Here is a 7,998-nt window from a genome sequence, read left to right as displayed (position 1 = left end):
CATGGACACTGCAATATCAACATTCAGCAAGAATTTAGACGGTGTGTTGGAAAGCCTACAGTTACCGCAGTCGTCTCAACTTCTTCCTTCGCATCCGCACACAATTGGTTCACCCACGAACCATTCCCGCTTAAAAAGAAAAAATCTGGGTTGTGTGGGCGACTGGATGTTGCCAATCATCCACACAATCCAGATTATAAAAACTCAATAATCGACGATTTTAGTCAAAATTTTCTCCGACCAACACCATTTGACAAAGAGCCAAAAAAGACCGCTACTAACTCCATACAGAATTAGTAGCGGTCTTTAATTACCGCAGCCGACCGAAGCCAGCTTTAGTTTTATTTACTTTTAGAATTAATCGTACGGCAGTAGATTACTTCTTCAAAGCAGTCCACTTCCAGTCAGTGAACTCTTCGATGTCGCGACCTTCGTTACGAGTAACTTCGAAGTGCTTTGCCAAGATGTCATCCATCTTCTTGTCAAATGCATCAGCTTCAGCAGCTTCAACAACACCGTTAGCCTTCAATACGGCAACAGCATCCTTAGCTTGGTTGAAGCGATCCAACTTTGAGTATACACGCATGTCGTAAGTCGTAGTGATGTCACCATCTTCACGGTAACCGTGTACGTGCAAGCCCAAGTGTTGACGCTCGTAGAAGATTGACTCGATCAAGTCTTCGTATCCGTGGAATCCGAAGACAACTGGCGTTCCTGACTCACCGAACAAAGCGTTGAACTTGTCATCTGACAAAGCGCGCTCGTGGTTCATCTCACCGCTCTTGTTTTGCAAACGGTGCAATTCAACAACGTTTACATAACGCATCTTAACGGCTGGGAATGCAGCATTAACCAAGTTCAAAGCTGCCAAAGTTTCGATAGTTGGCTCAACACCAGCAGATGCGAATACGATATCAGCTTCTTCGCCTTCAGCAACAGTTGAAGCCCAGTCAATAGCCTTCAAACCTTCAGTTGCCAATTCTTCAGCTTCAGCAACTGAGAACCATTGTTGACGTGGTTGCTTTGATGCAACAACGTGGTTAACCTTGTGACGCTCAGTAAATGCACGACCGAACACAGCCAACAATGAGTTAGCATCGGCTGGCAAGTATTGGCGAACGAAGTCAGACTTCTTTTCAGCCAAGTGCGTCAACATACCAGGATCTTGGTGAGTGTAACCGTTGTGGTCTTGTTGGAATACAGTTGAAGTTGAGATCAAGTTCAATGATGGGTAATCGTTACGCCATGATTGCTCTGAGGCGTGACGCAACCACTTGAAGTGTTGTGTAATCATTGAATCAACTACACGTAGGAATGACTCATATGATGCGAATACACCAACACGACCAGTCAACGTGTAAGCTTCCAACCAACCTTCAGCTTGGTGCTCTGACAATTGAGCGTCCAAGATACGTCCTTCGTGGGCTTCGTATTGGTCGTTTGGCTCCTTAACTTCTTCCATCCATTGACGGTTCGTTACTTCGAACATGTCCCATAGACGGTTTGACATCGTCTCGTCAGGTCCGAAGATACGGAATGACGTTGGGTTCATCTTTGAGATTTCAGCGAAGAATCCTGACAACACGTTCATATCCATGTTGCGCTTTGAGTCAGCCAATTCAGTTCCACGGTTTGACTCGTTGATGTCGTTAGCATATGACTTCCAGTCTGGCAATGCCAAATCTTCAGCCTTTTCGCCGCGAGCACGTCCACCGTTTGCAAGAGGATTTGAAGCCATACGCTTGTCACCCTTAGGTGCCATTTCAGCCAATTCAGCCTTCAATGAACCATCAGCGTTAAACAACTCTTCTGGCTTGTATGAGTTCATCCACTCTTCGAATTGTGGCAACGTAGCCAACTTCTTTTGTGCCAAAGGAAGTGGCACTTGGTGGGCACGGAATGAATCTTCGATTGGCATTCCTGATTGGTCGTGAGTAGGACCACCCCAACCCTTTGGCAAGCGAGCAATGATTACAGGCCATGCTGCGATCTCGCCGTCTGCGTAACGACCGTTTTCACGGGCGTCCTTTTGGATTGCTTGGATGTCTTCGATTGCTTGGTCCATAACCTTAGCAGTAAGCTCGTGGTATGCCGTGTAATCGTGGATGTCATCGTTTTCGATGAAACGTGGTGACCATCCCAAACCTTCGAAGAACTTCGTGATCTCTTCATCGCTCATACGTGAGAAGATCGTTGGGTTTGAAATCTTAAATCCGTTCAAGTCCAAGATTGGCAAAACAGCACCGTCGTTCTTAGGGTTCAAGAACTTGATTGAGTGCCATGCAGTCATTGAAGGACCAGTTTCAACTTCACCGTCACCGATAACAGTAAATGCGATTTGGTTTGGGTTATCCAAAACGGCACCAGTTGCGTGTGACAATGAGTATCCAAGCTCTCCACCTTCGTGCAAAGAACCTGGCGTTTGTGCAGTCATGTGTGATCCGATTCCACCAGGGAATGAGAAACGCTTGAACAAACGTGACATACCTTCAACATCTTGAGTGATCTCAGGGTAGTTTTCAGTATATGAACCGTCCAAGTATGAGTTCGTAACCATAACTTGTCCACCGTGACCAGGGCCACCGATGTAGAACATGTCCAAATCGTACTTGTTGATCAAACGGTTTGCGTGAGCGTAAAGGAAAGTTTGTCCTGAGATAGTCCCCCAGTGACCGATAGGCTTAACCTTAACGTCGTCCGCCGTAATTGGTGTGTTAGTTACTGAGAACAATGGGTTGCTCTTCAAAAAGATCATACCTGCTGAAAGGTAGTTGGTAGCACGCCACCAAGCATCAACCTTAGCAAGATATTCCTTTGAATCAAAATCTACTGCCATTTTGATTAAATCTCCTTATAATTTTGAGAAAGGTTCAATCGCAGAAGTTATCTTCTGGATTACAAATACTATAATAACAGATTTCAAATTTACGTACAATAAAAAGCACAAAATTGGTGCGGTCCAATTTTGTGCTTTTCTTATTTTCCACCCGCAAATGCCAGTTCCATCGCATTTGCGCCATTTTTAACAAATTGTGAATTTCGCCCTATTCGCCGTCTAAGCTGACGAAACTGTTGTAACGCATGTACTTATAGTGCACACGCATTGAACCAACTTCAAACGGCGTCCCGTCGTCCAAGAAGTAAATACCAGCCATGACACCAACAGGTTCAACCTCAGACAGGGCTAAGTGGTCACGATCATCCTCACTAGATGGTTCAACGGTCACGGTCATAAATGACTTCGTAACTGCTTTTTTAGTTGTCTCTTCAGCGTAGTGGAACATTGAATGGCCGAGATCTTCCGCCGTCAACGCTGGTAACAACTTTACCGGTACCAACGCGTTTTCGATCATAAATGCCTGATTCTGTAACTTACGGAGACGCTTAATTCGGTAAACTTCTTCCTCATCTTCTAGGAATAATGCCAAGCGGGTTTCTTCGTCAGCTTGTTCCGTCTCGAACGACAACAGTTCGATAGCCGGTGACTCACCGTTAAAACGATAGGAATCAGACACACCTAGATTGTTACCAATCGAGTGAAACATCGATTGGTTCTTTAAATACAGCGGGTTTACAAACGTACCTGATCCACGCTTTTTAAAAATAATCCCTTGTTGGGCTAAAACGTTCAGCGCACGTTTAATTGAGCTACGTGACACTTCGTATGATGATGCCAACGATCGCTCATCTGGCAGCTTTAAATTGGGGAATTCACCACTATAAATGCGGACCTTCAAATCACCCAACACCTTCACATAAAGGACTTCCTCCGGCATCAATCTGCCTCCTACTTTATTTCGGACTTTATCTTAACACAAAAGTGGCCCAACCAAAACATTTGGTTGGACCACTTTTAAGATATTTACTGGATTTTTTCTTCAACAGCTCCACGGGCGAACAAGATATTCCAAATTGTTAAAAATAGAATTTTAATGTCACGCCACAAGTTAATGTCTAACGCATATTCCGCATCATACATGGCCTTTTTCAAAATCGTTACCCGATCTCGTCCGTTGACTTGCGCCCAGCCTGAAATCCCTGGTAAGCATCGGTCCGCCTTGCGATTACAACGTTCCGAGACCAACTCTTCTTCTTCTGCTACGATCACTGGACGTGGCCCAATAAAACTCATTTGACCCTTTGAAACATTGAACAGCTGTGACAACTCATTAACCGATGTTTCACGCATAATTCGGCCAATAAATGTGACATAGTTATGGCCATGCAAGTCATTCAACGCCACTTCCGGCGTATCAACCCGCATTGACCGAACTTATACAAATAGAATGGTTTTGAATGTCGTCCCACTCGCAATTGTTTAAACAAAATTGGTCCTGGTGATTCAAGTTTGATCAACAAGACCACAACTAACATTGGTACACAAGCCAACGTTAGTAAAAACACCGCACCCAAGATATCAAATGTGCGTTTCCATATCCTTTCATTCCCAAACACTCCCTCGTGTTAGATAATGTCGTTATTTTCAACGATACTTATCCCTAAAGGGTGTGTCTTTTAGGATGACTGAACTCGTAACGGTCTTGGGTGAGTTATCGAACAAAATAAGACTGATAAAATACACGTATATAAAAAAGCGACCACAATCAGTCACTTTTACAAGATATATTTAGATATCACGCTTTTTGAAGAGTTGCGTCAACCCCAGCGCGAGCACCACTAGCCCGGTCGCAATCCAGAATGCCATGTGTATACCCATCAGGTCAGCAGTAGCTTGCGCTGTCTTGGCAGGTGCTGACACGGACGTCAAGCTATAAACCGTAATCAATGCTGCTGTTCCAAACGAAGCCGCCACCTGACGGATTGTCGTATACATTGCTGAACCATCTGGCACAATTTCCAATGGCAATGAATTAAAGGCCTCAGTTTGAATTGGCATCGTTACCATGACTAAACCAAGTTGGCGGACAAATTGTCCAACCGCTGGCAACCAGATTGGTGAATCCAATTGCAACGTCGCCAAGATAATAGTTCCGATCACCACAAAGCCTAGGCCAATTGGTGCCAAACGCTTCACACCGAATTCGTCGTACCACTTACCTGACGTTGGTGACAGGAACGCCGTAATCAACGCCCCTGGTAGCAAAACCAACCCAGAAATAAAAGCGGATTGGCCACGCACCGTTTGCATGTAGAGCGGCAACATCAATGCCCCGCCATACAAAGCGGCCATCAAAACCACGTTAATCAACGTGGCCATCGTAAAGTTGTGGTACTTGAACACATCAAAGTTCAACAACGGGATCTTTGAATGAGTTTGTTGGTAAACGAACACCGTCGTTACCACAATACCAATCAACAAGAACGCCCACACATCCGGACTCAGCCAGTTACCGGTTCCGGCATTTGAGAACCCGTACAGTAAACTACCCAGTCCGATACTTGAAAGCACCATCCCCAAGAAGTTAAACTTCAAGAACTTTTGTTCACCGATATTCTTCAAGAAAATCGACGCCAAAATCAAATCCAAAATAATCAATGGGGCAATCCCCAAGAACAACCAACGCCATGAGTGGCTTGATACCACAAGTCCAGATAACGTTGGTCCAATCGTTGGGGCAAAATTCAACGCCAACCCAATAATCCCCATTGCTTCACCACGACGGTCAGCCGCAAATAAGTTCATCACCACCACGTTCATCAGTGGTCCAAACACTCCGGCACCGGCAGCCTGCACCATACGACCCAAAATCAAGATTGGGTAAGTTGGCGCAAGTCCCGCAATAATCGTCCCCGCTGCAAAGACTGCAACGGCACTTAAATATAATGTTCGCGTTTTTAATCGTTGAATTAAATACGCTGTCAGTGGCACCATCACACCGTTTACCAACATATAACCATTGGTCATCCATTGACCCAAGTCCGTTGAAATATGAAAGTCTGCCATGACTTGTGGCAAGGCTGTGTTCATTAACGTTTGATTCAAGAAGCCCAAGAAGACCCCTGCAATCAAAATAATTAACACACCGCGCTCTTTCTTAGAAATTCCGCTCATGTATGCCTCCTAGTCTAGATAATCTGTTCCAGCCCATTCAGCCTCAAATTGGACAACGAAATCATGCATCGCACGATCCCGATTCATCCCAATTCGCTTTCCCTCTCGTGTGTTCAAATAATCCTTTAGTAAGAACAACTTCTCATAAAAATGATTCATCGTCGTTTCGTCATTTGCTGCCCGGTAATCAGCCTTGGATGTAAAAATCTGTGGCTTAATCGCTGGGTCGTACAACGTGCGGCGCTTTACCGAACCGTATTGGATAGCGCGGGCCGTTGCCACTGCCCCAATCGCGTCTAAGCGATCGGCATCCTGAACGATTTGTCCTGATAATGACAACGGCTCTGGGTTACCAAACTGTTGCTTACTCCACGACATATTATCAATAATTTGAAAAATTTCAGCCTGCTTGGCCTCATTAACCCCATTATCCCCTAACATTGTGGCAACTACTTGCTTGGCGCTTGTGACATCTTTAAATAATTTGTCATCATACGTATCATGCAGCGTTGCCGCTGCAATCGCAATAAACGCATCAGCCGTTGGTTCTGTTGCTAAAATGTGCTTTGTTAACGCAACAACCCGATCAATATGGCTCGTGTCATGCCCAGTGTCATCCTCGCCTAACACAGCCTGCATAAAAGCCGTCATCGCGTCTAATTGTTGTTCTTCTACTGCTGTCAAAATATTACTCCCCCACTTGTTTAACGACGACCAATTAACGCCGTTAGCAAATACAACACAAAACTACCACCCAACAGGCCACCGAAGAAGCAAGCAACCGGACGGCCAACCGTCTCCCAAATCATAAAGGCATCCGAAATCGTTAGCCCCGTAATCACCCCAACAATGGTCAAAAAAATCAAATACCAAATTACGCCGCTCTTGGTGTTTTGCCAGTCCGCCCCACTTAAATTCAAAGCGAGGCTCAAATTCAAAATCAAATATGCCCAAACCGCAACCTGCCACCAAGCTGTATTAGTCATCACGCTTTCACCTGTGTAATAACTTAACAATAACTGGGGCCACACCAATTTGGTAACACCCCAACTCGCTGCTGCGATACCAAAGATTGGCGCAATGCCGATAAAGAAATTGCCGGCTTGCTGGTATTTATTATCCGGACGCCAGGCATGGGACACGTAACCCATTCGGTTCTCATTACCGTCTTTAAACGGATTCTGGAGTAACTGAATCTTATCCACGTGGTGGCCAAAAATTAACGCCACGAAGGCGTGCGTTATTTCATGAACTATGACGCCAAACCAGCCAAAAATCAGCGGTGCATTCAGACCGAACGTCCGCCTCAAATGTTGGTTGGTTCGGGTGGTAATCACTGAAATCAACGCACTACCCACGAGTGGCAAAACGAAAAAGATGCCAACAATGAATAACCACGACTGCCAGAGAATGGTCCAACTCATACTTAAGCGTCCGTACTGATGTCCGCAAATTGGGCGTGCACAAATTCGGCCAATTGCTCGGCATCAACCCGAATTGAACGGCCAACTTCACCAGCTGACAAGGTAATCGTACCGGCTTCCTTGGCGATGTTATCAAAATAAATGGGGAACTTCTTGTTTTGCCAAATCCCCACTGGGTTATTGGCACCGTGAATGTAACCCGTCGTCTTTTGCAAATCCTTCGTTGGAATCATCGTGACTTTCTTGTTACCAGATACGACCGCAAACTTCTTTTCGTCTATGTGAGCATCCATTGGCACAATTCCGATGACAGGTCCGGTAACGTTACCTGTCAACGCCAACGTCTTATAAATATCATGATCCGTCAGGTCATATTTATCTAATTCTGCCTGGTTGCGATTCATGCCGCCTGCAAAAACAATACTTTCATATGGAATCTTCGCTTTATCCAAGATTTGTTCGACCAAAATCTTCTTAATGCGTTCTTTCTTTGCCATTTTCAACTCTCCAATCTATAACCGATAACTATATAATATACGCTTTATTCGCGCACTCTAACAG

Annotated in this window: 7 protein-coding genes and 1 pseudogene; 1 reads left to right on the top strand and 7 read right to left on the bottom strand. The window is 45.0% G+C overall.

Features of this window, described 5'->3' with window-relative positions:
* On the top strand, positions 1 to 297 hold a 297-nt coding region (locus EST42_RS10745), incomplete at its 5' end, for a hypothetical protein (RefSeq protein ID WP_209019490.1).
* 79 nt (positions 298 to 376) lie between these two features.
* Here EST42_RS10745 and EST42_RS09410 read toward each other — a convergent pair.
* The 7 genes and pseudogenes from EST42_RS09410 to EST42_RS09380 all read right to left on the bottom strand — a co-directional run bounded on the left by EST42_RS09410 (position 377) and on the right by EST42_RS09380 (position 7,934).
* Positions 377 to 2,836 (bottom strand): phosphoketolase family protein, encoded by a 2,460-nt coding sequence (locus EST42_RS09410; RefSeq protein ID WP_134645183.1) that lies wholly within the window; start codon positions 2,834 to 2,836, stop codon positions 377 to 379.
* A 208-nt stretch (positions 2,837 to 3,044) separates the two neighbouring features.
* Complete coding sequence (locus EST42_RS09405; RefSeq protein ID WP_134645182.1) at positions 3,045 to 3,776, bottom strand: GntR family transcriptional regulator; 732 nt, start codon at positions 3,774 to 3,776, stop codon at positions 3,045 to 3,047.
* Positions 3,777 to 3,862: 86 nt separating this feature from the next.
* Positions 3,863 to 4,374 (bottom strand): annotated as a pseudogene (locus EST42_RS09400) (sugar transferase).
* A gap of 253 nt (positions 4,375 to 4,627) precedes the next feature.
* Positions 4,628 to 6,013, bottom strand: coding sequence for an MDR family MFS transporter (locus EST42_RS09395; RefSeq protein ID WP_134645181.1), 1,386 nt, complete (start codon positions 6,011 to 6,013; stop codon positions 4,628 to 4,630).
* A gap of 9 nt (positions 6,014 to 6,022) precedes the next feature.
* The gene (locus EST42_RS09390; RefSeq protein WP_245150463.1) at positions 6,023 to 6,697 is read right to left on the bottom strand and encodes an HD domain-containing protein; all 675 of its coding nucleotides are present in this window, start codon (positions 6,695 to 6,697) and stop codon (positions 6,023 to 6,025) included.
* Positions 6,698 to 6,717: 20 nt separating this feature from the next.
* Positions 6,718 to 7,437 carry a hypothetical protein gene (locus EST42_RS09385; RefSeq protein WP_134645180.1) on the bottom strand — a complete coding sequence of 240 codons (720 nt, stop codon included), beginning with the start codon at positions 7,435 to 7,437 and terminating at the stop codon, positions 6,718 to 6,720.
* Positions 7,438 to 7,439: 2 nt separating this feature from the next.
* Positions 7,440 to 7,934 carry a YbaK/EbsC family protein gene (locus EST42_RS09380; protein ID WP_134645179.1) on the bottom strand — a complete coding sequence of 165 codons (495 nt, stop codon included), beginning with the start codon at positions 7,932 to 7,934 and terminating at the stop codon, positions 7,440 to 7,442.
* Positions 7,935 to 7,998 lie beyond the last annotated feature (64 nt).

The sequence above is a fragment of the Weissella cibaria genome, from assembly GCF_004521965.1.
GTDB classification, from domain to species: Bacteria; Bacillota; Bacilli; order Lactobacillales; family Lactobacillaceae; genus Weissella; species Weissella cibaria_A.
The sequence above is the reverse complement of the archived record's forward strand: the minus strand, read 5'-3'. Positions and strand labels throughout refer to the sequence as shown.